The 26,405-nt window shown below is 31.1% G+C and carries 15 protein-coding genes; 4 read left to right on the top strand and 11 right to left on the bottom strand.

What is annotated here, in order from left to right; translation table 11 throughout:
• Nucleotides 1–119: 119 nt before the first annotated feature.
• The 11 genes from AC5SLZ_RS01550 to AC5SLZ_RS01500 all read right to left on the bottom strand — a co-directional run bounded on the left by AC5SLZ_RS01550 (nucleotide 120) and on the right by AC5SLZ_RS01500 (nucleotide 22,728).
• Nucleotides 120–11,543 (bottom strand): cadherin-like domain-containing protein, encoded by an 11,424-nt coding sequence (locus AC5SLZ_RS01550; protein ID WP_494615877.1) that lies wholly within the window; start codon nucleotides 11,541–11,543, stop codon nucleotides 120–122.
• Nucleotides 11,544–11,847: 304 nt separating this feature from the next.
• Nucleotides 11,848–12,042, bottom strand: coding sequence for a hypothetical protein (locus AC5SLZ_RS01545; RefSeq protein WP_028037256.1), 195 nt, complete (start codon nucleotides 12,040–12,042; stop codon nucleotides 11,848–11,850).
• Nucleotides 12,043–12,080: 38 nt separating this feature from the next.
• On the bottom strand, nucleotides 12,081–15,059 hold the full coding sequence (locus AC5SLZ_RS01540; protein ID WP_494615876.1) for a TolC family protein: 2,979 nt from the start codon (nucleotides 15,057–15,059) through the stop codon (nucleotides 12,081–12,083).
• A gap of 222 nt (nucleotides 15,060–15,281) precedes the next feature.
• Nucleotides 15,282–15,704 carry a secondary thiamine-phosphate synthase enzyme YjbQ gene (locus AC5SLZ_RS01535; RefSeq protein ID WP_494615874.1) on the bottom strand — a complete coding sequence of 141 codons (423 nt, stop codon included), beginning with the start codon at nucleotides 15,702–15,704 and terminating at the stop codon, nucleotides 15,282–15,284.
• Nucleotides 15,701–16,756 carry a cell division protein ZapE gene (gene zapE / locus AC5SLZ_RS01530; protein ID WP_028036438.1) on the bottom strand — a complete coding sequence of 352 codons (1,056 nt, stop codon included), beginning with the start codon at nucleotides 16,754–16,756 and terminating at the stop codon, nucleotides 15,701–15,703. Before zapE ends, AC5SLZ_RS01535 begins: the two co-directional genes overlap by 4 nt.
• The gene (locus AC5SLZ_RS01525; protein ID WP_028036437.1) at nucleotides 16,753–17,181 is read right to left on the bottom strand and encodes a hypothetical protein; all 429 of its coding nucleotides are present in this window, start codon (nucleotides 17,179–17,181) and stop codon (nucleotides 16,753–16,755) included. The genes zapE and AC5SLZ_RS01525 overlap by 4 nt, the downstream gene beginning before the upstream one ends.
• 2 nt (nucleotides 17,182–17,183) lie before the next feature.
• Nucleotides 17,184–18,479 carry a PQQ-binding-like beta-propeller repeat protein gene (locus tag AC5SLZ_RS01520; protein ID WP_028036436.1) on the bottom strand — a complete coding sequence of 432 codons (1,296 nt, stop codon included), beginning with the start codon at nucleotides 18,477–18,479 and terminating at the stop codon, nucleotides 17,184–17,186.
• Nucleotides 18,472–19,116, bottom strand: coding sequence for a hypothetical protein (locus AC5SLZ_RS01515; protein WP_494615871.1), 645 nt, complete (start codon nucleotides 19,114–19,116; stop codon nucleotides 18,472–18,474). The genes AC5SLZ_RS01520 and AC5SLZ_RS01515 overlap by 8 nt, the downstream gene beginning before the upstream one ends.
• A 2-nt stretch (nucleotides 19,117–19,118) precedes the next feature.
• Entirely contained in the window at nucleotides 19,119–21,788 is a 2,670-nt protein-coding gene (gene acnA, locus AC5SLZ_RS01510; protein WP_494615869.1) for an aconitate hydratase AcnA, read from the bottom strand.
• A gap of 1 nt (nucleotide 21,789) precedes the next feature.
• On the bottom strand, nucleotides 21,790–22,383 hold the full coding sequence (locus tag AC5SLZ_RS01505; RefSeq protein ID WP_028036433.1) for a LysE family translocator: 594 nt from the start codon (nucleotides 22,381–22,383) through the stop codon (nucleotides 21,790–21,792).
• A gap of 3 nt (nucleotides 22,384–22,386) precedes the next feature.
• Nucleotides 22,387–22,728, bottom strand: a complete 342-nt coding sequence (locus AC5SLZ_RS01500; protein ID WP_028036432.1) for a tRNA-binding protein — start codon at nucleotides 22,726–22,728, stop codon at nucleotides 22,387–22,389.
• 27 nt (nucleotides 22,729–22,755) lie between these two features.
• On the opposite strand from AC5SLZ_RS01500, the gene argE reads away from it, so the two are divergent.
• From argE to AC5SLZ_RS01480, 4 genes are read left to right on the top strand one after another with little or no spacing between them, the layout of a single operon-like run.
• Nucleotides 22,756–23,946 carry an acetylornithine deacetylase gene (argE, locus tag AC5SLZ_RS01495; RefSeq protein ID WP_494615867.1) on the top strand — a complete coding sequence of 397 codons (1,191 nt, stop codon included), beginning with the start codon at nucleotides 22,756–22,758 and terminating at the stop codon, nucleotides 23,944–23,946.
• Between the two features lie 38 nt (nucleotides 23,947–23,984).
• Nucleotides 23,985–24,884: an allantoinase PuuE gene (gene puuE / locus AC5SLZ_RS01490; RefSeq protein ID WP_028036430.1), complete on the top strand. Its 900-nt coding sequence runs from the start codon at nucleotides 23,985–23,987 to the stop codon at nucleotides 24,882–24,884.
• A 2-nt stretch (nucleotides 24,885–24,886) separates the two neighbouring features.
• Entirely contained in the window at nucleotides 24,887–25,876 is a 990-nt protein-coding gene (gene alc / locus AC5SLZ_RS01485; RefSeq protein ID WP_034412134.1) for an allantoicase, read from the top strand.
• Nucleotides 25,876–26,370, top strand: a complete 495-nt coding sequence (locus AC5SLZ_RS01480) for an ureidoglycolate lyase (RefSeq protein ID WP_494615865.1) — start codon at nucleotides 25,876–25,878, stop codon at nucleotides 26,368–26,370. Before alc ends, AC5SLZ_RS01480 begins: the two co-directional genes overlap by 1 nt.
• Nucleotides 26,371–26,405 lie beyond the last annotated feature (35 nt).

Here is a 26,405-nt window from a genome sequence, read left to right as displayed (position 1 = left end):
TTTAAGGGTTACCAAAATGGGTATATGTAGTTAAAAAAACCCATTTTGAACTAATTGAACCTAGCTAATTACAAATTAATTTTTTCTTTTTTAAAAATTAATTTTTGCAACCTGGAGGATTATAATCTTCTCAAAATATCTTCACCATAATCATCTAATTGAAAATTCTCTTTTCCAACTTGATCATTCAGGGAGACAAATTTTGATTGTTCTTTAATCTCTACTTGTTTGGCAAATCTTTCAGCAGAACGTTTATTAATTTTTGATGTAACATCATTAGATATTTTGTTTCCATCTTTATCTAAAGTCACAATTGTTAAATTTAAATTTTTTAAATTCTTAGGAGGATCTAAAATTAATTCTCCTTTATTTAAATTTACTTTAACCCACTTAGGTGCTTTTTCCCCATTTCTTAAAACTGCAATACCTTTTTCTAAATTATTTTTAATTTCATCGGGTAAGTTAATGATATATTTGTTATCTCTAATATAAGGTTTGGATTTAAACACATCACCTTTAACAAAATCATTAATTTGTTTTTTAGATTTAATTTTTACTTCATTACCATTAATTGATTTATTTTCAGTTTCATTATTAGTTTGTTCTTCACCTGACTGAACTTCAACATTTCCATCTTCATCCACAGATATGTTTTCATCAATCTCACCAGCAAACTCTTTTGCAAGTTCTCTGTCAGCTCTTAACTCACCTGCTTCAATTATAACCGCAATTTCAAACTCATTGTTTTTGTCATCAATTCCAATTACTTTAAATTCTAATAAATCTATGTCTGATGGAATTTCTGCAACTACTACTCCTGATTTAGGATTAATCTTAACCCAGTCTGGTAAAGCAGAACCATCCTTCATTTCTCCTTTGTAACGAACAAGTTCAATTCCTGGATCGTTAAATACTGAAAACTGTAGAACTAAAATATCATCAGGATTTCCTTTTGAAAAAGTTGTGTAGTTTCCATCTTTATCTTTAAACTGAGCTCTTAGATCAATTAGCTTTAAATTTTCATTAAATTTACCAATCGTAAATTGACTTTCATAAAAGTTTGATGAATCTAAGGGTGCTCTATCTGGTAAATCATACTGATCTTTTCCATTTAAAGAGGCTGTGGTTATAAGGTCTTGGAAACCTTGTTCTTGCAATTCAATATTTGATTGATTGGCCGAACTAGATATTTCAATTGTAAGCTGAGCAGTTGCAGTTAATCCAGCACTGTCTGTAATCGTATAAGTAAAATACTCATAAATTTTTTCACCTGGTTTTAATGTGTCAGCCAATCCATCGTTTGCGTTATAAGAATAACCTCCATTAGACTGAATAAAGAAATTACCATAAGTTGATGTAAAACTTTGTCCAACTGTAATCGATGTTCCAGTGTCTGAAGATTGTCCTGTTCGAATTGAATCTATGGTAATGTCATCAAATAAATCAACATCATTATCATTTGCTTTAACAAAATTAGAACTACTTGTTAAATTATCTAAGTTTGATGATGTTTCTAAATCTAATGTTGCCTCATCATCTACAGCGGTTGGAGCATCATTTACACCATTTATTTGAATGACAATTTCAGCCGTTGATGTTTGTCCAGTGTCATCTGTTACGGTATAGGTGAATACTTCATAAAAATTGTGGCCCTCAGGGATTTTAGCTAAATTTTCATTGGTGTTATCTAATTCATAAGTGTAGCTTCCATCTTCATTAATAGTAATATTTCCATATGTTCCTGTAAGTGGTGAGCCTATATTCCCTGTTGTTCCAGTATCATTTTCACCCCCTGTTCTTATTCCATTTACGGTTAAATCAGATCCTTCAATGTCAGCATCATTTGAAGTAACCCCTGTTAAAGGTGTTTTAGATAAAGAGGATCCTCCTACATCTAATTCACCATAGTCTGTTGCTGCAACCGGTGGTTCGTTAGTTCCATTAATTGTAATAATTAATACTGCAGTATCGGTATCTCCATCTGTATCAGATACAGTATAATTAAATGTATCTGTGACGGTATCGCCTGAGATAATTCTGTTACCGTCTCCATCTAAAATATTATTATTTGCTTGATAGATGTAACTTCCATCTGCAAAAACTGTTAATCTTCCATATGTTCCTTTTAAAGGCTCCCCTATTGTCCCTGCTGTACCCGATCCTTCGGTACCTCCTAATTTTATAGCTGTTATTTGATGAGTTGCAAAAGTGTTACCACTATCTGGATCTAAATCATCATAATCTAATGAAGAAGCAGATGTATTGTCTCTTATAATACTTGTTCCTTCATCAACACTATCCATGTCATCTACTGCAGTTATATCATCATTAAGTCCAGTTATTGTAAATACTAGATTTGCAGTACTAGCGTTAACATCAGCATCATCTTTTATTTCATAAACAAAAGTTTCGGTTACCGTTGCATCTTTTGTAATTGTTTGTGCGGTTGTATTGTTGGGTGTGTAAGAATATTGACCTGTACTATAAAGGGTTAATGTTCCATAGGTCCCAACAATGCTTGAAGATCCTCCAGAGGCAACTGATGTATAAGATCCTCCATCTGGTTTTGCTTGTGTAACTCTTAAAGTAGAGTCTTCACTTTCATAAGTGCTTCCACCATTGTCATCATTTCCAAGAACACCTGTTCCTGAAACTGTTGCTGTTCCTGTAACAGTTGCATCTTCATTAACAACGCCTGTATCATTTGCAGCTAGTGGGCCAAGTCCTGTAACTGTTATAGTTAATGTTGTTGTTGCACCTGCTGCTTTATAATAAAATACATCATTTGCTGTTGCTCCTGCAATTAAAGCATCAGCTGCTGTTTGATCTGCAACATATGAGTATGCTCCTGTTGCATACATGGTTAGAGTTCCATAAGTACCTGTTATCGCTTGAGAAGTTGAAATTGAAGTTAAACTGTCTGATGCAGCTCCAATATGAGAAACAGTTGATGCGCTTGTATCATCCTCTAATACATCTTCTGCGTCACCATTAGCAACAGTTACGGTTGCATCTTCATCAACAGTATCAACATCTGCCGCAAGAGAAACTGATGAGCCTACAGTAAAGATTAGCTCACCTACATCGTAAGCTGTTGAGCCTGAATTTGACTCATCATCTTTAGTTGAAAAAGTAAATGTATCGGTAGCTGTTGCTCCATATGCAATATTATTAGTTGCACTTGCTGTATAAATATAAGACCCATCTGCACCAATAACTAATGTTCCATAAGTACCAGAAACAGACAATCCATTAGAAGAAGTTGTTGCAGCTGTTACTAAATTACTATTACTTCCTAAATTAATTACTGTTGAATAACTTCCACCTTCAGAAGCAGCTTTTGCAGCTGTTACCACTAATACACTGTCAGCGTCATCACTATCAGCAACACCATCATGAACATCTCCAGTACTTGTGGCACCTGCAGCAACCGTTCCAGAAACCGTGGTATCTGTTACATTTGGTGCAGCATTTACAGAAACTGATATTGTGTAAGTTGATGTACTATCTGTAACTCCATCATAAGCTTTAAAAGTAAAACTATCATCAGCTTCAGAGTTTGCATTAGGGGTGTAAACTAAATTTCCAATATTTGCTTTTGAAACTGTGTACGTTGTAGAAGTTCCTGAATTTACATGGGATGAGGTAAGATTAGTTGAGCTATAAGATAAAGTTCCAGAGGATGGTAACGTTACAATTTTAATATTTAATGCTTGTCCTGCAGCTTCATTTGTATCAGAAAGTGAAAAATCGCTTGCTTGAAATGTATGGGATATATTGCTTGGTGTTCTATCCCCCGCTGAGGATACTTGGTTATTTTCATTTACATAAATTGTTCCATCAGATGCAGTGGGTGCAACGTTTCCTAAAGCTTGAACCGTAAAGGTTAATTGTCCAACATCTAAGGCATTCGATCCTGCGCTCCCTGTTGTTCCTTCATCATCTTGAACTGCATAATTAAATACATCAGTTGCAGTTCCTCCAAAGGTAATATTATTAGAAGCATTTGCTGTGTAAGTGTAGCTTCCATTAGAATTTAAAACTAAAGATCCATAAGTTCCTGTAACAGCTGAACCAACGCTCCCACTTGGAATAGTTGAGCTTTCAGCACCAGATGCAACCCCTGTAATTGTTAAAACATGGCTTGAGCTATCACTTTCATCATCACTATCATCAATTTTATCAACTCCACTATTTGCAACTGATAAAACAAGATTAGAACTTGCTGTAGCACTTGTTGCAACCGAAGATCCATGTGTATAATTTGTAGCTGCAGGTGCTGCATTAACTGAAATAGTTATAGTATCTGCAGATGAACTATAAGTTGTTCCATCTTTAACTTTAAAGGTAAAACTATCATCACTTTCAGAATTTGCATCTGGGGTATAAACAAGATCACCAATATCCCCAATGGCCATTTCATAATTAGTAGAGGTAATATTTGTACCATCATCAGATAAATCACCATTAGTTGGTAAAGTTACTATTTTTACATGCGTAATTGCATCGCCAGTGTCAGTATCTGAAAAAGCGAAGTCACTTGATGAAAAAGTATATGTAATATTTGATGGTGTTCTATCCCCTGCTGATGATGTTTGATTGTTTTCATTTATATTTATTGTTGCGTCAGAAGAGGTTGGAGCATCATTAATACCCGTTACTATAAAAGTAAGAGTAGCATTTCCACTATCCGTTCCATTGGTTGCTGTATAAGTAAAAACATCAGTACCAGTTTCAAGTGCATCAAGAGCAGTTGATGCATTCTGATTTGGCGTATAAGTATAGCTTCCATTTTCGTAAATGGTTAACTGACCGTATAATCCTGTAATAGTAACCCCACTATTTGTTACCGTTTCTGTAGTTGTAGTATCTGAACTGTTAGTAAAAGAGATATTGGAGACAGTTAAAGTTCCTGTAGATGTACTGTCGTCTGCAATTACATCTTCTGCATCTCCATCATTAACTGTAACAGTATTTCCAACTGTTACCGTATCCGTATCATCTACTAAGGTTAACGATGGAACAATAGTAAATGTGATTGTTCCAGTATCATATGCATAATTTTCATCTGTATCTGTTTCATTATCTCTTGTTGTATATGTAAATGTATCCGTCACTGAACTTGCACCAGCTGATAAAGAAACTGTTGAAGTATAAGTGTAAGTTCCGTTTGCAGCGATATTTAATGTTCCATAGCTTCCAGCAATAGCAGATCCAACTCCTGTACCGTTGGAAATAATTGAAGAGTTTGTGCTTTCATTTCCTGCGGCAACCCCTGTTACCACTAAAACGCTGTCAGCATCATCACTATCTGTAACAAAATTATGAACATCCCCTGTGCTTGTACCCCCTCCAGAAATAACAGCTGTTTCAATATTTTTATCAGTTACCACTGGAGCAGCATTATTACTTACTGTCATTGTATAAGCTGAAGCACTAAAACCTGTTCCATCTGAAACTTTAAAGGTAAAACTATCATTACTTTCAGAATTAGCAGTTGGGGTATAAACTAAACTTGAAATACTAGCTGTAGCGATTTCTTGATCTGCTGAAACTGCAGATCCACTTAAAGTTAAAGTTCCAGATGATGGTAAGGTTGCAATTTTAATTGCACTTAAACTACTATCAGAAGTATCCGCATCCGTAAAAGCAAAATCACTTGATGCAAAAGTTTTAATAAAATTAGCTGAAGGGGTTCTTTCCCCATATGATGCATCAGTGTTTCTTTCATTTACATAAACTGTTGCATTAGCTGAAGTTGGAAGATCATTTGTTCCAATGACTGTAATTGTTAAAGTAGCTGTAGTTGTTGCACTTTGAGTATCAGTTACTGTAAATGTAAAAACATCGGTAACCGTTTCTCCAACATCTAAAGACTCTGCATTATTTGCAACATAAGAATAAGAACCATTAGAATTTAATGTTAAAGAACCATACAAACCTGTAACTGCTGAACCAACGCTTGCTGTTTGACTGTTTGTGCTGACAGAGCCCCCAGCTGAATTTGTTCCACCACTTTGACTTACTGTTCCTGTAACCGTTAAGGCATCATCAGAACTTTCTGTTACATTTCCTGAAGAATCGGCAGTTATATCAATATCCGTATCATTATCTAAAACATCCCCACTATTACTTCCGTTGCTTGTTCCAGTAACAGCTGAGCCTCCATTTGAAACTGCTAAGGTTGAACCTTCAGCAATATAGCCTGTATCATTTGTTGTAGTTGGAGCATCATTTACCCCTGTTACTTTTATTGTAAGTTGTGCTGTATCAGTAGCTGTTCCATCAGATAAAGTATAAGTAAAGTAATCTATTGCAACATCACCTGCATCTAATGCTTCCGTTGCAGCAGTATTAGCAGCATAAGTATAAGCACCAGTTGATTGAATAGTAAGTGTTCCATAAGTTCCTGTTAAAGATGATCCAACGCTACCTGAAGTTCCAGTTCCAGCAGCTTCTGTTCCTGTTCTAATTGCTGAAATTGTTAAGCTAGATGCATCATCAACATCATTGTCATAGTGAGAAGCTGATTGTGTGTCTATTACATTTCCAGTAGACTCCCCTGTAGTACCAGTTTCTTGATACTTACCAATATCATAAGCTGTATTTGTTAAATCAAGATTATAATATTTTATATTAGATGCATCATCAGATATAATATTTAACTCTGTTCCATCACCATTGAAAGCTAATCCATAAACATAACCACTTGATGTAAGTAATTTTCTTTCCTCTAATGTGACCGTATCGTTTATGTTATAGGCAGAGTTAAGAGTTAGCTGGAATACAATATTATTTGGAGCACCTTGGTTTTGTATAAGTAATTTTGTTCCATCATTATTAAAAGTAAGTCCTCTGGGTTTCCAAATATCTCTTGAAAAACCTAATGGAGTATAAATATCACTTTGTAGTGTTAATTTACCATCATGGTTTGCTGTACTTATATCCCAAGCTGTTGATAATGAATATTGATGCAGAAAATCATCTGAATTACTGTTGTCTGTTTCAAGAACAAAAAACTTAGTTCCATCTGAACTAAATGTTAATCCATGCTGCCGAACATATGTAAAATCAGTAAATGTGTATTCTTTATATCCATCAGTATTTGAAGATGCATTGTATGCAACAGTATCTGCAGTGGATAAATCATTAGCAGTTGTTAATGAAAATTGTTTAATAACATTATCAGAACCAGACGTTCCAGTGAAAAATATTTTTGTACCATCGCCCTTAACTGTAACACCTCTAACATCATCCAAATTAGTCTGAACACTAGTTGTATCTGAGTCTTGTAAAGATGAAATATCGTAAGCTGTTCCTAATTCATATGCAAATATCTTATCCGTACTTGGACCACCAATATAAACAGAAGTACCATCACTATTGAATGATAGATCTTGTGGATATCTCTCTCTATCTGTTGCAGAAACTGTTGTTGCAGTGATTGATGAGTTGTTTGTATCAAAAGTTATATGATCTGTCGTTGCATCTGCTGTTGCACTAACTGTTAAGGTTGCATTTTCATCTATAAAACCATAATCATCTTGTGCAACTGGTGCATCATTAATTCCTTCAATAGTAATTGTTAATGTTCCAGTATCAGTTAAGCTTCCATCTGAAACAGTGTAAGTAAATACATCAGTTGCGGTATCGCCATCATCTAATGCATTTGCAGTGTTAGCATTATAAGTATAACTTCCATCTGCACCAATTGTTAAAACACCATAATCTCCTAAAATAGAAGATCCATTTGAATAAGTTGTGCTTGCTGTTATAGAAGTTGCATCAGCACTAGCATCTTCGCTATGTCTAATGGCTGTAACTGTAATTGTAGCTCCCTCAACGTCTTCATCATTTAATAAAACTTCACCTGTATGGTCTCCGCTTTCATTGTTATAATCACTATCAGTTCCACTTTCATCATCTGCAACATCCCAATCAACTGTTAATGTTGAATTTTCATTTATATATCCAGTGTCATCCGAAGCAGTCGGTGCATCATTTGAACCTAAAACTGTTATTGTAATTGTTGCAGTACCAGTGTTTCCGCTAGTTGCATCTGTTACGGTATAAGTAAATACATCTGTTGCTGTTGTTGCACCAAGTTGTGCTGCGTTATTTGCTTCATAAGTATATGATCCATTAGCGTTTATTGTTAACTCTCCATAATATCCACCTAAAGCTGAGCCAATAGTTCCTGCTTCACCTGTTGAAGATGAAATTGCTGTTACCGTATTTGAAGTTCCTGTATCATTTCCTAATACATCTCCAGTATGATCTCCTGTTGCATCATTGTTATCTCCACTTGTATCTTCATCATTTGCACTAGCTCCATCAGCAACATTTAAAGTAGATCCAGCTGCTATATAACCTGTGTCATTTGTGGTTCTAGGAGTTTGTCCAGTGACTGTTATTATTAAATGCGCTTGTGCTGAAGGTGAACTGGATACAGCATATTTATTGATTCCACTCAACTTTGAAGAGCCATCATTATCGTAAAATGAATATCTAAATGTATCAGATGCAGTTACACCGTTTCCAAGTGCTAATGCATTTGAATTACTTGATGTATCATAACTGTAACTTCCGTTTGTATTAATCGTTAACGTTCCATAAGTACCATTAATCGTTGAGCTACCACCAGAAAAGGTTCCTTGGGTATTAGTTGTTTGATGGTAAATTCCATACATGGTAAAGTTACTATGAATATCATCTCCATCAATATCAGTATCATTAACAAAAACATCGTATTCAGTATCGTTAGATCTAGAAATACTTGATCCTGCAGTTACAGAGTCTGTATCATTCACTCCAACTGGCAAATCATTTATTCCTTTAACAGTTACTGTTAAGGTTCCAATTGCAATATCAGTTCCATCAGAAACTTTATACTCAAAAGAATCTGTAACAGTTTCATTTAAATCTAATGTATCAGTAGCAGATGCAGTTGCAGCATAAGAAAAGGATCCATCTGCACCAATTGATAGTGTTCCATAATTACCTGAAACTGTTTGACCACCACTACCAAGTTCCCTATTATTATCATTAACAATCACAGATGTACTTGCGCCAACATCTGTATAATCATTTTGCATGTTTAATGGAGCATTAAAAATTTTTTGTCTTACTGCTGTAATTGTAAGCGTATCACCATCACTGTCTGAATCATTTGAAAGCAAATCTCCTGTATGATCTCCATGGGCACTATTATAATTACTATCTGCTGATATTGCGTGTGAACTGTTAAACGGAGATGATGAATATCCATCATTAGCACTAGCACCATTAACAGCTGTTACAACATAATCCTCATATACATATGCGGTATCATTTGTAACTGTAGGGGCAGCATTAACCGCTTCATCATCAACACCACTAATTGAAATTTGTAAAACACCATAACTATTTTTATCATAAGGCACTGGGGAAGAGTCAGTTGGAATTTTTGCATTAAATTCACCTGAGTCATCTTTAACTAAATAATTAAAATAATCGCTTACTTCTTCTCCACTATCTAATCCTGCAATTTGTGAGTCAGCTGTATACGTATATGATCCATCATAATAAATTGTTAATGAACCGTAATCTCCTCTAATCGTTGCATTAGGTCTTGTTGTTTGATCTAAATAATCTCCATTCCAAACAGTTGGTGCTGTATCACCTGCTCTTTCCGCGTTTCCTTTTTTTGCTAATGTAACTTTAAAATTTGTTCTATTATCAGAGCCATCAACATCTGTATCGTTATCTACTAATTCTTTAGTATCTGATGTAGTTGAAGATCGTGTAATCGTTCCACCTTCTGTAATAGTATTTTGGTCATTTACTGCGATAGGGGTATCATTTATCCCTGTAATATTAACAGTAATTACCCCTGTATCATCGGCTGTTCCATCGCTTAAAGTATAAGTAAAAGTCTCAGACGCTGTATCTCCAACATCTAACTGATTAATCCTATTAAAAGAGGAAGTACTTGCGCTTAATCCCTGCGTACCTGCATCGTAAGTAGAAGATGTGCTACTTGCATCATAAGTAAATATCCCTGTAGATGAATTAATGTTTAAAAGTCCATAATAGGTATTAAGAGAGTAATTCCTGTTTGCAAGCATACTCTGGTTTTTAAGTCGATTATTGACATCTATATACGAAATAGATGAAATATGTAGTGCATCTCCATCTGCATCATCAGAAGATGCAACTATATCACCTTGCGATGATATTGCATTTTCATTAACAGCTTTAGTTACATCTCTTGCAACAGGTGCAGTGTTAGCTGCTGGTGCCTTAGTGATTACTCTAATGAAATCTCCAGGGCTTCCATTTTGAGCTGTCATAGTTAATGTTTTATTTCCATTACTTATTGAAACTTTATCTTCCTGTCCTTCTTCCTCATACTCTCTTCCAGCTTTTGCTACTGATGTATGTTTTTTATTAGGATAAATTGCCCCTGGTTTTGCAAAATCTTCGTTGTTAAAGGTTTTACCTTTTTTAGTCCAAGTTTCACCTATTGTTCTTTTTGCCTCTTTATAATATCCCAGAATTTCACCTTCAAAAGTAAATGAAGCTGTTTTTTTAGTGGGTTTGGTGTTATCGTTTAAATAGACCATATAAGAATTAATCATATTAGATGAGCTAACAGAACCAAAACTATTATAAGAACTAGTTCTTTGTTGGCCACCTATAGTAGAAATATTTGCTTGTGATATATTTTCTCGTTCAAGAGTAATCATTATCCTCATTTGAGAATCCTTTTGACCAGATGAACTGGGCCAAAAATTATTTGCACCATGTTTTTCAACACCTTGACCAGATACACTGCTTACCCCATAGGCTAAGAAGTGTTCATAATTTATTACTTCGGCATTTTTTGTTTCTACAATTCCATAGTTATTTTCTAAAACCCAGTCTCCACCTTTACCAGTTAAATCATTTGATGCTGCAATATCAGCCTTAGTTAAATTGGATATTTTCTTTAATAAAGCTTCTCCTTTATCGTTTGCTGCAATGTTACAACCATAAAAAAGGATATCTCCTTTTTTAGTTAAGCTTTCACCAATGTTAACTAATGTATTATTGTAATTATCTAGGCTCTCATTTGTTAATAATGCATTTCCAAATAAAATTTGTCCCGCACTACCGTGGCCAATGATATGAATGGCTGAATATTTTCTACCATTTTCTAAAGTTTGCTCAATCTTTTTAAATCCATCTTCGTTAGTTTCAATAAAATGAATTTCAACATTTTTTCTAAACGACTTTGCTAATTTTTCATAATCTGGAACTTGTTTATCAATGAAAACAATTTGTTTTCTTTTTAATTGATCTCTTGGAACATTAGTAAAGGGGAGGTCTTTTGATCCATCCTCTGATTTTATTTCTTTAAATTTTTTAACATCATAAATAGTTTTATTTGAACTATCACCTTGTGATCTTTCATCGATTAAATCCAAAAACGTAGAAGCACCAGCACCATCGAGCATTATTCTTTGCTCTAAAGGTTCAATAAATATTTTTTTGTTTTTACTTTTTGTGGATTTTTTACCCATATAATAGTTTTAGCTTAGTATGAAAAATAGAAGTTTTTAGTTTGATCATTATGGGTGAAAGAAGCAAAAAAAACCCATTTTGATCATTCAAGACTCGAGGTAAATAAGTTGAAAAAATAGATTAGATTAAAAAATCTAAACTTTAATCATCCTAGATATTTTCTTGAACATCAACTTGACCTGTTAAAGAAACAAATTTTATTTGTCCCTAATTTCAAATTGTTTTGCCGATGTTTTATTAGAATATTTTTTATTTTTATTTTCAAGCCTGAATGACAAGGTACTTTTTTAACTAATTTTATTTCTAGTTAGTTTTTTTTTTATTTGCACTAAAATCAACTTTACCAGATAATTTTTGACCAACTTTTAAAGAAGGATTGTTTGAAACTACTGGATTTCTTTTGAATAGATTGCCTGAAGCTTTTCCAGATTTTGCATCTATTTTAATTTCAATGTTATTTTTAGATTGAGTAGTTTTTTGATCATTTTTTTTATTCATAACTTTAAATTACCTATCTTTTATTCTTAAGTCTAGCACTAAGATTTTTTGTTTTCTTTAGCTTTTAGTTTCTTTAATCTTTTTTCTTCTTTAGCTTTTTGTTTTTTTAATCTTTTTTCTACTTTAGCTTTTTGTTTCTTTAATTTTTTTTCTTCTTTGGCTAATTTTTTAGCTTGTTTAGCTTTTAATTTTTTTAATCTTTTTTCTTCTTTAGCTTTTAATATCTTTGATCGTCTTTGGTCTTTAACCAATTTTTTAGCTTCTTTTGCTTTTTGTTTCTTTAATCTTTTTTCTTCTTTAGCTTTTAATATCTTTGATCGTCTTTGGTCTTTAACCAATTTTTTAGCTTCTTTTGCTTTTTGTTTCTTTAATCTTTTTTCTTCTTTAGCTTTTAATATCTTTGATCGTCTTTGGTCTTTAACCAATTTTTTAGCTTCTTTTGCTTTTTGTTTCTTTAATCTTTTTTCTTCTTTAGCTTTTAATATCTTTGATCGTCTTTGGTCTTTAACCAATTTTTTAGCTTCTTTTGCTTTTTGTTTCTTTAATCTTTTTTCTTCTTTAGCTTTTAATATCTTTGATCGTCTTTGGTCTTTAGTTAATTTTTTAGCTTCGGTAGATTTAATTTTAGCTAATTTTTTATCTTGCTTAGCTTTTTCTGATGCTAATTTTTTATCTTTCTTAACTTTTTCTGATGCTAATCTTTTTTGTTCTGATGCTAATTTTTTATCTTTCTTAGCTTTTTCTGATGCTAATCTTTTTTGTTCTGATGCTAATTTTTTATCTTTCTTAGCTTTTTCTAATGCTAATTTTTTATCTTGCTTAGCTTTTTCTGATGCTAATTTTTTATCTTTCTTAGCTTTTTCTGATGCTAATCTTTTTTGTTCTGATGCTAATTTTTTATCTTTCTTAGCTTTTTCTAATGCTAATTTTTTATCTTGCTTAGCTTTTTCTGATGCTAATTTTTTATCTTTCTTAGCTTTTTCTGATGGTAATCTTTTTTGTTCTGATGCTAATTTTTTATCTTTCTTAGCTTTTTCTGATGCTAATCTTTTTTGTTCTGATGCTAATTTTTTATCTTTCTTAGCTTTTTCTAATGCTAATTTTTTATCTTGCTTAGCTTTTTCTGATGCTAATTTTTTATCTTTCTTAGCTTTTTCTGATGCTAATTTTTTATCTTTCTTAGCTTTTTCTGATGCTAATCTTTTTTGTTCTGATGCTAATTTTTTATCTTTCTTAGCTTTTTCTAATGCTAATTTTTTATCTTGCTTAGCTTTTTCTGATGCTAATTTTTTATCTTTCTTAGCTTTTTCTAATGCTAATTTTTTATCCTGCTTATCCTTTAATTTGGCTTGTTTTTTGTCTTTCCTAGCCTTTTCTTTTGCTAATTTTTTTTGTTCTCTTGCTAATTTTTTTTCTTCTTTTGTCTTTGGCTTGCCTACATCTCTATCTACAACTCTTCTATTTTTATTAGCATTAATTCCGTCAGTATTTAGATCTAATTTGTATTTTTCTCCTGATAATTTGAAGTTATTTTTAATAATTTGAGCATATTCTTTTGTGCCTACCTTAGCTGCACTATTACTTTCTAAATGAGTAACATCAATACCAACTGATGTGTAAACTTGAGCTATACTAAATTGAACTTTTGAATAGGCTATATCTTTTCTTAGTTCAGCAACTAGTAAACTTGCCTCTTCTCTTATCAATTCTAATTCTCCAAATCTTGCAATTTTTTGCGCATTTCTAACTTGCTGAGTAATTTTTCTTGAAACATCATAATAACGTTTTGAAGTTTCATATTCCTCTAAAGCCATTTGATATTCGATATTAGATATGTGAACTTGTGATAATACCGCCATTGATAAAGCTAGTCTTTGCTCTTGTATAATTTCAGTAGTCTTTTTATTTATTTCTTTAATTTTTGGTGCTCTAAAAACATTAAATAAGTTCGCACCAATTGAAGATCCATATTCAAAGTTAGTTTTATTCATTAAATAATCATTAGATGAACTCGTCCATGAAGCATTAAAATTTAAACCTGGTAACAAAGATCTCATACCCGCTTTTGTCTCCGCAATTGAAATTCTTTCTTCATAACGGTTTTCCATTAATTCTGATCTATTCACTAGCGCATAATTTTCCATTTCATCTAATTTCATATTTAATTCATTCAATGGTAGATCTGTTTCTACAAGAGTAATTTTTTCATTAGGCAGTAAGCCCATTAACGACCTTAATTCGATTTTAGCATTAACAAAACTTTGTTTTTGGCTTTGTAATGCTCTTTGAATATCTAATAATTCTTTTTGATATAAAAGAGCGTCCATAGGTTTTTGTAACAACAGTTCTTCGATTTTCTGACTATCGTTTAAAGCTTTATTTACTTTAATTAATAATGGATCATATCTTTTGATTAATTTATTTGCTGAAAGTGCATTCCAATAAGCTCTAACTACATCTCTTTTAATGTTACTAGCGGCTTTACGTTCCAATTCTCTTGAGATTAAATATCTATCAGAGCTTTGTCCTGCTCTAATGTAAGAAAGACCAAAGTCTAATATATTCCAAGAAAAACCAATGTCCTGTTCATTCACCTCTCTATCTCTTGATGTAGAATAAGATGAACCCAAGCTTCCCGCTTTATCACTACTTGGAACTGTTGCACTTGTTGTGGCTTTATATCTGTCACTACCAGTATAACCTGCATTAGCTGTCATTGATGGTAGCATGTCAAATTCTACATCTTCAATCCTTTTATAAGAAAGAGATGTTTCTAAAATTTTAACTTTTAAATCTTTATTATTTTCTATAGCGAGCGCAATTGCAGTATATAAATCTACCTTTAAGCCTTGTTTAAATAGATCATTCTGTTCTTTAATTTTTTTAATTTGAGCTAAGTCACCTTTAGCAGATTTTAAAATCACATCAGATGTTATTGGTTCAGGACTTCTCTTTGCACAAGAAATCAACGCACCAAGTGAAACAATTAAAGATATTTTGACTAATTTTTTAAGCATTTATAAGCTTCTTAAATCATTTTATTTATAGATATATTAAATTTTTGACCATTATGGGTAAAAAATATTTATATGTTATTAAATAACTAAAAAAAAAATTTATATGGTCATATTAGGTGTTTTTTCTAAAAAATCTTCGTCTGCCAAGAAAGTATTGAGTTTTTTGGATAAATTAATTCAATTTCATCATTAAAATTAAATATAAAAGTCTGAAAAAAAAACCTAAAGCTCACCAAGAAAATGATGAATAATTTTTCTTTGTTGTGGGTAAAGTCTGTGTTCAAACAAATATAATCCCTGCCAAGTTCCAAGCAGCAACTCACCATCCTTAATACTTAAAGATATTTGATTATTAGTTAGTGCTGACTTTATGTGCGCAGGCATATCATCTTCACCCTCAGTGGTATGAACATATAATTTGTTATTCATTGGAACTAATTTATCAAAATAATTTATTAAATCTGTTTGAACATCGGGATCAGCATTTTCTTGAACAATTAATGATGCACTAGTGTGCTGAATACTTAAGTTAAGCATACCGTTTTTAAAATTTTTTTTATTAATCCATTGAATGGTATCATTAGTAAATTCATATAGCTTTTGACCATTGGTATTTATTTGAAGATTAAAAAATTCCTGTATCACAAATTATTTTCTTTAGATGTTAATTCATATAAACGGCTAATAGTACGTTTAAATGGTTTTTCTAATAATCTTGATGAAGTAAATTGATCTAAATTTTGGTCAGCAGTAACTGCTATTGAAATATTTTTATCATAAATAACATCTAATAAAGTTATAAAACGTTGTTGTTGATTTGAATTAGTATCACTAAATTGAGGTACTTGATTTATTACAATAAATTTACAATTTTTTATTATTTCTAAATAATCTTCAGCTCCCAAATTTTGATCACAGAGTTCATTAAAATCAAATCTTGCAATACCTTCATAAAAATTCTCAATTTTAAAATCTCTTCCTTTTACATTTAATGTCTTTAAAGATTGTTTTTTTCCTTTTGTGATAGTTCTGAAAAATTTATTAATCTTAAAATTTGTTTCTTCATTTAGTGGATAAAAATATCTTTGTTTTTGATTATCGTTTGATTTTCTATAATCATCTTCAATTTTCAGCTCATGTTCAATTGATTGATCTTCCATTATTTTTATGAAAGGTTTAAACTGATCTCGTTGAAGACCCTCTTTATAAAGCTCTGAAATTTTAGTATTGGAAGTAACAATAATTTTAATATCTTCTTTGAATATTTGATCAAATAATTTTCCTAAAATCATTGCATCGACAATATTAGTTACTTGAAATTCATCAAAATAAATTAAAGATGCTTTTAATTTTAAATCTTTAACAAATTGATTAATTATATTTTCTTCATTTTTATCTTTTCTATCATGAAAAAAATCATGAAAATTTAGCATAAACTCATTAAAATGTTTTCTTAATTTTCTCTCATTTACTTGATCTAAGAAAAAATTTAAAATCATAGTTTTTCCAACGCCAACGTCTCCATATAAATAAAAGCCAGACTTAGAGTTTTTTTTAGAAAATATTTTTTTTAAAAATGACTGATTAAAATTTAAATCATAAAAATGATTAAGTTCATTAATTAGATTTAATTGATTGGGATTAATTTCTAAATTATTTTTCTTACAATGATTTTGAAATAATTGATTTAAATTCATTTTTTAGTTTTAAAATCTATACCATATTCTGATCTTGACCCTTTTCTAAGTCCAAATGGCCCTGGTATAAAAATTGTCATAGGGTTTGTGTCTTCTTTTAAATCTACTCTATGATGAGCATTTGCGGAACGAAACCCTATGTAGCCTGGTCTTCTCCAAAACTTACCTTTTTTAGTTGTCTCCCAGTAACCACCTCTTAAAATTATTGTTATATAAGGACACAAATGATTGTGAACCCCCTCACCATGATCGTCTGCTAACATTTCATGGATTAAAATATTAAAGGGAAACCATTTGGGTCTATATCTAAAGAGAACATAATATCTATTCATCCAAGGTTTTGCTTCATTATATCTTGGATGCGAGGGACCTCTGTCTAAAACTACCTTTTTTCTTCCAATCCTATCTAAAAATTTTAAGAACATTTTTAGTTATATTGAATGATAGATCCTTTTCTAATTACAAATAAATTTTCATTTGAAATAAACGGCTCAGAAACAAAGCTTTTAGCAACTTTAATATTATAAATCGACTTTCCAGTCACTAAATCTATCACCAACATTTGACCATCACTGTTTGTTAAATATAAATTTCTATTTCCAATTACAAAACCAATCGGTTTAATATCTGCTCGTTTTTTTTCTTTATAATTTTTATAGAGATCTGTTATTCGAATAATATTTCCATTATTTTTTTCTATTACAAATAAATAACCTTCATTCGATACAGTAAAAATTAAATTTCCAATTAAAATTGGAGTTACACTTGAGTTAACTTCATTAATCCAATTAGCAACTCCTGTTTTTATGTCGATTGAATAAAATTCATCTTTATTGTTTGAAAAAATAATTGATTTTTTATCAGAAACTAATTTTGAATTTCTAAACTTATAAGATTCATTAATAATATTAGTGCTTTGGGTGGGAAGTTGCCAAGTGATTAAACCATTTTCAATATCAACAGCAGTAATATCACCAATGGAGTTACTAAAAATTACCAAATTATCAATAACTATAAGAGAGTTTATGGTATCTGAAATCGCAAAAGAGTTTTCTGTTTGAAAATTCCATAACTCAGAACCGTCACTTATGTTAAAAGATCTTAAAGTATTTTTGTAATCAACTGCAAATAACATGTTTTCAGTTATTTTAATCTCAGAATTAAATGGATACATATTATTCATTGACCAGTTTAACTCACCATAATTAATATTGATTGAATAATATTTGGCAAGATTATCAGCAACTAATAAATTTTCTCCATCTAGTGCAAAAAATAACTTTGGATTTAATTTTTTTTCAGGTTTTGAGTAAATATTTTTTTTCCAAATGACCTTACCATTTGCATCGTATCTAATTATGGTTCCTTTGTTATCAAAAAAGATAAGTCCATCATCTAAAAAAATAGGTTTGTAATTTAATTGATTGGTATCTTTAATTGTTGAAAATTTAAAAGTATTAATTTTTTCATTAAGTCCTTTATAGCTTTCAGCACCAGAATTATTTTGATTTTCATTAATATCAACATTAAATATTATTTCTGACGTATCTAATTTTAATTCAGGATTAAACTCTGTAATTTTTTTTTTTTCTTTAGAAAAAAGTTTTTTTACTTTTTTTTGATCTTCTATTTTTTCTTTTTTATTCCATAATCCTGAGCCCTCTTTTAAAGAACAGTTGGATAAAAAAAATAATGTAAAAATTAATAAAAGTAGTCTAATCACTCAAATCTCTTTTCAATCTTTTTTGTGCCTCAGCTTTTATGTCTGAGTTAGCATCTTCTAAATTAGCAATTTGATTGAAAAATTCTTTAGATTTTTGTTTTTGATCTTTAGAATAAAAATACTCAGCCATTAAATATAAAGCATGTGATTTCCATACACTTTTAGAGTTAATCAATGGATTTAACATATTTAGTAGATCGCTTTCTTGAGCTTGATCTGAGTTAAATAATGCTTTTTTATAGATAACTAAGTTTTTAATTTCTTTATCTAATGAGGTCTTTTCAATCAAAATATCAAAATACTCATTAATTTCACTTTGATTAGAAATTAATTTGTTATCAATAATGAAATAAAGAGACAAAGGTGAATACGTTGAGTCTTGTTCTTTAATAATTTCAACTAAATTTTGTACAGTTGTTTCTTTGGTATTTTCCGAATGAGCTAAAGTAGTAGAATTGAATTTATTTGAGATTTCTTTTTTCTTATTGGTTTGATAGCCGTCAAAACTGTAAGCACCTACTATCACAATAATCAAAACAATTATTGTCGAGATAATTTTATTTTTGTTGTTTACAAAAAAGTTTCTTACTTTTTCATTTCTTGTATTGCTATTAATAATTGAAATATCTTCTTCCATAACTAAATCATATTCCTTAAAACGTATTGGAGTATGCCTCCATTTTTGTAGTATTCTAATTCATTTTTAGTATCAATTCTGCATAAAGTTTTAATTTTTTTAATATCGCCTGATGCATATTTAATCTCAATTGTTACTTCATCTGATGGATTGATACCTTTTTCAACATCTAGAACACTTATTAGTTCTGAACCAATAAGATTTAAGTTTTTTCTATTTACATCGTTTGTGAATTGTAAAGGCAAAATTCCCATCCCTATTAAATTCGATCTATGAATACGCTCAAAACTTTCAGCGATTACTGTTTTAACACCTAATAATTTTGTTCCTTTTGCAGCCCAGTCTCTTGAAGAACCAGTTCCATATTCCTTACCACCAATAACAACTAAATCTGTTCCTCTTTTTTTATACTCAACCACCGCATCATAAACAGGCATTACTTTTTCTTCAGGGTAAATTTTAGTAAAACCCCCTTCTGTTCCAGGAGCCATTTCATTTCTAATTCTAATATTTGCAAACGTTCCTCTCATCATTACTTCGTGATTTCCTCTTCTTGAACCGTACGAGTTATAATCTTTCGGAAGAATTTGATGCTCCATAAAATATTCACCCGTTGGACTTTCTTTTTGAATATTTCCCGCTGGTGAAATGTGATCTGTTGTAACCATATCCCCTAAAATTAACAAAGGTCTTGCATCTTTAATTTCTTTAAATCCTTCAGGCTCATCTGGTAGATTATCAAAGAAAGGAGGTTTTTTTACGTAAGTTGATCCCTCATCCCAACTATAAATACTACTTTCTTCTGTTTGAATTTTTTGCCACTGAGTTGGTCCTTCAGAAACATTTGAATATCTTTGAATAAACATTTCAGCATTTAAAGATTTTTTTAAAGTGTCTTCGATTTCTTTATTAGATGGCCAAATATCTTTTAAGAAAATATCATTTCCATCTTTATCTTTACCCAGTGCCTCTTTATATAAGTCAACTTCCATGTGACCTGCTATTGCATAAGCAACTACTAATGGTGGTGATGCTAGATAATTTGCTTTAATATGTGGAGAAATTCTTCCTTCAAAGTTTCTATTCCCAGATAAAACGGAAACCGCATAAATATTTTCTTGTTGAATTGCGTTAACAATATTTTCAGGCAATGGACCAGAGTTACCAATGCAAGTGGTGCAACCATACCCTACTAAATTAAAGCCTAATTTATCTAAATAAGTGTTTAATCCTGCTTTTTCTAAATAATCAGTAACCACCTGTGATCCTGGTGCTAAAGAAGTTTTAACCCACGGTTTAACTTCTAATCCTAATTCAACTGCTTTTTTTGCAAGCAGCCCAGCTCCAATTAAAACATTTGGATTTGAAGTGTTGGTGCAAGAAGTAATTGCTGCAATTAAAATTGAACCATCTTTAATTTCATAATCCGTATTAGATACTTTTGAAACAGAGTGATCTTTTTTATTGGTTGCATCTTCTAAAACTTTTTTAAATGAAGTTGGTGCATCTGTTAACAATACTTTATCTTGTGGTCTTTTAGGTCCAGAAATAGTTGGAACTACTGTAGACATGTCTAGTGAGATTGTATCTGTAAATTCTATTTCATCACTTGCCCATAAACCTTGTTCTTTTGCATATTGCTCAACTACATCAACTGTGTGCTGATCTCTTCCTGAAAATTTTAAATATTTTAATGTTTCATCATCAATTGGAAAAAATCCACATGTTGCACCATATTCAGGAGCCATATTTGCAATCGTTGCCCTATCAGCAAGAGTTAAGTTTTTTAAACCCTCACCATAAAATTCAACAAATTTTCCAACCACTCCTTTATCTCTTAACATTTTAACAACAGTTAAAACTAAATCTGTTGCAGTGGTTCCTTCAGGCATTTTATTTGTAACTTCAAACCCTATTACTTCGGGAATTAACATTGAAATAGGTTGCCCTAGCATTCCTGCTTCAGCTTCAATTCCACCAACACCCCAACCTAATACAGACAAACCATTTACCATTGTAGTATGGCTGTCAGTACCAACTAAAGTATCAGGAAAAAGATAATTGCTACCTTCAAATTCTTCTGACCAAACTACTTTTGATAGATATTCCAAGTTTACTTGATGACAAATTCCAGTTCCAGGCGGGACTATTCTAAAATTATTAAATGCTTGTTGGCCCCATTTTAAAAAAGAATACCTTTCTCCATTTCTTTCAAATTCTATATCAACATTTTTTTCAAATGAATCTGATTTAGCAGACTGATCAACTTGAACAGAATGGTCAATTACAAGATCAACAGCTGATAATGGATTAATAGTGTTTGGATCTTTATTTTTATCTTTTACAGCTTCTCTCATTGCTGCTAAATCTGCGACTGCTGGAATACCTGTGTAATCTTGAAGCAAAACTCTAGCAGGCCTGTAAGCAATTTCTGTATTTGATTTTTTGGTTTCTAACCATCCTTTAATTGAATCAATTTGATTTTTATTAACAGATAAATCGTCTTCATATCTTAATAAATTCTCAAGAAGAACTTTCAAAGATTTTGGTAATTTTGAGGTTCCTTCAAGTCCGTTTTCTTCAGCTTTTTTAAGTGAATAATATTTGTAGTTTTTCCCGCCTATAGCAATTTCTGATAAAGACTTATAAGAATTTTTTTTTCCAGGTGTCATATTATAAATAAAAAGTAATTATGCTTAATAAAAGAAGCAGTGACATAGCATAATTAAAATAATTAATAAATTTCTGATTTGTCGCGAATTTCCTTAGAAATTTGCCTAAAAATGTCCAGAGAGTGATGCTAGTGACTGAAACTAGTAAAGCTAAGATAATAATTTGAGTCGTATAATTTACAAAATTTTCTCCTGCATTTATGTAGGTGGAGACTACAATTACTGAAGCAATTACTGCTTTAGGATTTAAAAATTGAAAGATAAATGTCTCTATAAATTTTACGGGATTTTTACTTTTGCTTTCTTGATTTTCTGATCCTGAAAATGAAATTTTATATGCCAAATAAATTAAAAATATCGTTCCTAAATATTTTAAAACCAATTGAATTAATGGATAAAGTTTAAAGATATTAACCAATCCTAAAGCTACACAAAGTAAAAGAAAGGGGAAACCAAAGCTAACACCCATTATATGGGGTAGCGTTCTTTTTATCCCAAAATTAAAACCAGAGTAAAATGCAACAAAATTATTTGGTCCTGGAGTGAATGCAGCCACAATTCCAAACAATGTTATAGATAAAATTTCAGGATGCATTTATTAAGCGATTGGTAAACCGTTCTCAGATTTTTGTGATGGATGGACTAGGATTACTTTGCCTTCTTTATCAATCGATCCCAAAATAAGCACTTGCGATACCACGCCTGCAATATTTTTTTCAGCAAAATTACATACTCCGATAACTTGTTTTCCCTTAAGGTTTTCCTCGTTATAGTAGTGAGTAATTTGAGCCGATGATTGCTTAATTCCTATTTCTGCACCAAAATCAACCTCGACAACTAAAGATGGTTTTCTAGCCTTTTCATTTTTTCTAACTGAAATGACTGTTCCAACACGAATATCTACTTTATCAAAGTCATCAAAGGTAATTTGTTCTTTCATACAATTAATATATAGTAGAACTTAAATATGAGTACAGTAAATAATTCAGAACAATTATTTGATAATTCAGTTAAAATTTTAACAGACCTAATAGGTTTTAAAACTATTTCAGGAGAAGATAATAGCTCCTTAATTGATTATTGTGATGATATCTTAAAAAAACTTGGGGCAACTTCATTTAGAACATACGATGATGAAAAAAAAAGAGTAAATCTATTTGCAACATTAAAAGCTAAAAGTTCTCAAACAAAAAAACCAATAATTCTATCAGGTCACACAGATGTTGTTCCTGTTTCAAAAGGATGGAGTTCAGATCCTTTCACAGCGACTATAAAAGGAGATAAGTTATTTGGCAGAGGATCATGTGATATGAAAGGATTTATTGCTTGTGCTTTAGCGTATGCCCCTACTTTTTCAAAATCAAATTTAGACAGAGATATTCATTTTTCTTTTACTTTTGATGAAGAGACCGCATGTCAAGGAGCGCCAATATTAATAGAGGAATTAAAAAAGAGAGATATTAAAGATGGAATTTGTATTATTGGTGAGCCAACTAATATGAAAATCATTGATGCTCATAAAGGATGTTATGAATACACAACTTACTTTAAAGGTTTAGCTGGACATAGTTCAGCACCACATAAAGGTGTCAGTGCTGTTGAATATGCATCAAGATACGTAAATAAGTTAATTGAATTAAGAGAAAAACTTAAAGAAAGAGCGCCAAAAGACTCAATTTTTGATCCACCCCATTCAACGCTTTCAATTGGAGGTGTCTTTGGAGGTATCGCTCATAATGTAATAGCAGATAAGTGTCATGTTAATTGGGAGACAAGACCAGTGGTTAAAGAAGATGGTATATTCTTAAATCAGGAAATTGATAAGTATGCAAATGAAGTGTTGTTACCAGAAATGAAAAAAATTTTTCCAAACGCATCAATTGAAAAAGATATTATTGGGGAGATTGTTGGATTTGATAGAGAAGATAAATCTGATGCTTGTGAATTAATCTCGAGCTTAACAGGAGATAATTCTAGACAAGTAGTTTCATTTGGAACTGAAGCAGGTTTGTTTCAAGAGATTGGAATTAGTACAGTAGTTTGTGGCCCAGGATCAATTGAACAAGCTCACAAAATTGATGAATTCATCGTCTTAGATGAACTAAAAAAATGTTTAAAATTGCTTGATGGTATTAAAGCAGAGTCTATTTTAAATTAATAAATTGTTAACCAACATAAAGTAAATTATAATTTCATATGTCTAAAAAAGATCCTCGAGATATGGTTGGCTATGGCTCAAAAGATAAAAAGATTAAGTGGCCTAATAATGCAAGGATAGCAGTTCAGATAGTTTTAAACTATGAGGAAGGTGCTGAAAATTGTGTATTAAATGGTGATAAAAATTCAGAGGTTTTTTTATCTGAAATTATTGGTGCACAACCGATTAAGGGAAGACATATCAATATGGAGTCTCTTTATGAATATGGTTCTCGTAGAGGATTTTGGAGATTACATAAAATATTTAAAGAAAAAAAAATTCCAGTAACTATATTTGGTGTAGGGATGGCTTTGGCTAAAAACCCTCAAATATGCAAAGCATTAATGAGCTCAGATTATGAAGTCGCTTCACATGGTTGGAGATGGATTGATTATCAAAATATTAAAAAATCTGAAGAAAAAAAACATATGAAAATGGCAATTAAAAACCATCAAAAAATATTTGGTGAACGACCACTTGGTTGGTACACAGGAAGATGCAGCCCTAATACAAGAGATTTAGTTTTTGAAGATGGTGGTTTTTTATACGATAGTGACTCATATAGTGATGACTTACCTTATTGGGAGGTAAGAAATAAAAAAAAACAACTTATTATTCCTTATACACTTGATAACAATGATATGAGATTTGCAACAAACCAAGGATTTAATACAGGTGATCATTTTTATTCTTATCTAAAAGATAGCTTTGATGCTTTATATGAAGAAGGTAAAACTCATCCAAAAATGATGTCTGTAGGATTGCATTGCAGAATAATAGGTAAACCAGGTCGGATACAAGCTTTAAAAAAATTTCTAAGCTATATAAAAAAACATAAAAATGTATGGATTTGTAAAAGAATTGATATAGCTAAGCATTGGATTAAAAACTACTCTTAATAATGTCAAAAAAAATAATATTTACAAACGGACTAATTGATCTAGCTCAACCTAGATTAGGTTCAAAAGTTATATTCAGAACAGATGATTTTTTTGCATCTGCGGATAGAATAATTGACCCCTCTGCACCTGTATTTAAAGAGGGATTATTTGATAAAAATGGTAAATGGATGGATGGATGGGAGTCGAGAAGAAAAAGAACTCCTGGTCATGATTATTTAATCATCAAATTAGGTAAACCTGGGTCAATTTCAAAAGTGAATGTTGATACTTCTCATTTTAACGGAAATCAACCTTCGATGATTTCTATTGAAGCCTGTAATTCAAAATCAAACAATATTAAAAATTTTAAATGGAAATCATTACTGGGTAAAAAAAAGACTAAAGCAAATAGTCCTCATATTTTCAAAACTTCTTCTAAGTCAGTTTTTACACATATCAAATTAAATATATTTCCAGACGGTGGTGTTGCAAGACTAAGACTTTATGGAAACATATCTAAAGAAAAAAATGATTTTAAAAATAAAACAATTAATCTTGCTTCTCTTTTGGATGGAGCATCAGTTATTGCTTGTAATAATGAACATTTTGGTAAGGCTGAAAATATTTTAGCTCCAGGAAAAGCAAAAAATATGGGAGATGGTTGGGAAACCAGAAGAAGAAGAGACAAAGGATTTGATTGGTTAATATTAAATTCTATTGATGGTGAAAAGATTGATAAAATTGAAATATCAACTCATCATTTTAAAGGAAACTTTCCAAGTCATTGCTCTTTACAAGCAGCATATATTACAACAAAAAAATCTTCGTCTTCGATTGTCAGTGGTTCAAATAAATGGAAAACTTTAATGAACAAAACTATGTTAAAGGCGAATAAGACACATACTTTTAGGAATGTATTAATGAAAAATGATAAAATAAACTTTATTAAGATTAATATTTTTCCTGATGGAGGTATTTCTAGATTTAGAATTTTTGGTAAAGCTAAATAATGAATATTACAATCACCCCAAAAGAAATCACTAAAGAAAACTTTTCTGAGTTTGGAGACATGATTACCACAGATGGTATTAATCCAATTGAAATCAATGAGGGGTTTGCAAAAAGATTTGATGGTATAGCTAATCTTAATACCTCTAAGGATAATGGAGAGACAACTATTTGTATTTTTTCAGCCCTTAAAAGAACTTTTCCTATGAAAATAGATATGATGGAAAAGCATCCTTTAGGTAGCCAAGCATTTATTCCAATGAAGCCAACTACCTTTTTAGCGTTTGTTGCACCCGCAGGTGATAAACCTGATTTAAATAAAGTTGAGTCTTTTATTGTTCCACCTGGCATAGGTGTTAATTACAATGCAGATGTATGGCATTTTCCTTTAATCTCTACTGAAGATATGAATTTCCTGGTTGTTGATAGAAAAGGATCTGGTGACAACCTTGTTATTAAAAATTTTGATAAAGAAGAAATAGTTTTAAAATATTAAAGCCCATTACAACTAATGCAATGGGCTTTATATAT

The organism is Candidatus Pelagibacter sp. PS_06, assembly GCF_059418045.1.
The sequence above is the reverse complement of the archived record's forward strand: the minus strand, read 5'-3'. Positions and strand labels throughout refer to the sequence as shown.